1 protein-coding gene is annotated in these 840 nt (G+C 63.1%); it reads right to left on the minus strand.

The window, feature by feature from the left end; genetic code table 11:
• Positions 1–19 precede the first annotated feature (19 nt).
• A protein-coding gene (locus AC07UH_RS21500) for an IS5 family transposase (RefSeq protein WP_495182214.1) occupies positions 20–777 on the minus strand; the annotation gives its coding sequence in 2 pieces (ribosomal slippage) (positions 20–456 and positions 456–777; 759 coding nt in all).
• Positions 778–840 lie beyond the last annotated feature (63 nt).

Consider the following 840-nt stretch of genomic DNA (forward strand, 5'->3'; position numbering starts at 1 on the left):
TAGGCTCAGGACTCATTGGTCACAGCCAGAAGATGACGGTGGCCGCGAGCGCGACGGCAGAGAAGAAGACAGTTGGGCAGCGGTCGTAGCGAGTGGCGACGCGGCGCCAGTCTTTTAGGCGGCCGAACATGATCTCGATGCGGCTGCGGCGCCGGTAGCGGCGCTTGTCGTATCTGACCGGCTCGTTGCGCGATCTGCGGCCCGGGATGCAGGGCTGGATGCCCTTGGCTTCCAGGGCGTCCCTGAACCAGTCGGCGTCATAACCACGGTCGCCAAGCAGCCACTGTGCCTTCGGCAGATCGTCGAGCAAGGCTGCCGCGCCGGTGTAGTCGCTGACCTGCCCAGCGGTCATGAAGAAGCTCAAGGGCCGCCCGTCCGCATCGCTGACGGCGTGCAGTTTGGTGTTCATGCCGCCTTTCGTGCGGCCGATCAGGCGGCCGAGATCCCCTTTTTTAACCGCAGGCTGGATGCCGTGCGGTGTGCCTTCAGGTAGGTCGCGTCGATCATAACCGTTTTCGGTACGGCTTCCGCTGCCGCGAGCCCCTCCATCATGCGCAAGAAGACACCCCTCTCGCCCCACCGCTTCCAGCGATTGTAGAGCGTCTTGTGCGGGCCATAGTCCTTCGGCGCATCACACCAGCGCAGCCCGTTGCGGTTGACGAAAACGATGCCGCTCAGCACCCGCCGATCATCGACCCGAGGCTTGCCATGGCTCTTGGGAAAGAACGGTTGCAGACGCGCCATCTGTTCATCCGTCAGCCAGTACAGGTCGCTCATTCACGGTCTCCTCACGGAGCCTCAATCAGATCGCGCCTCTCCCATCAATGGGTCCTGACCCTA

It is taken from the genome of Sphingomonas sp. GW821-FHT04B01, from assembly GCF_059420425.1.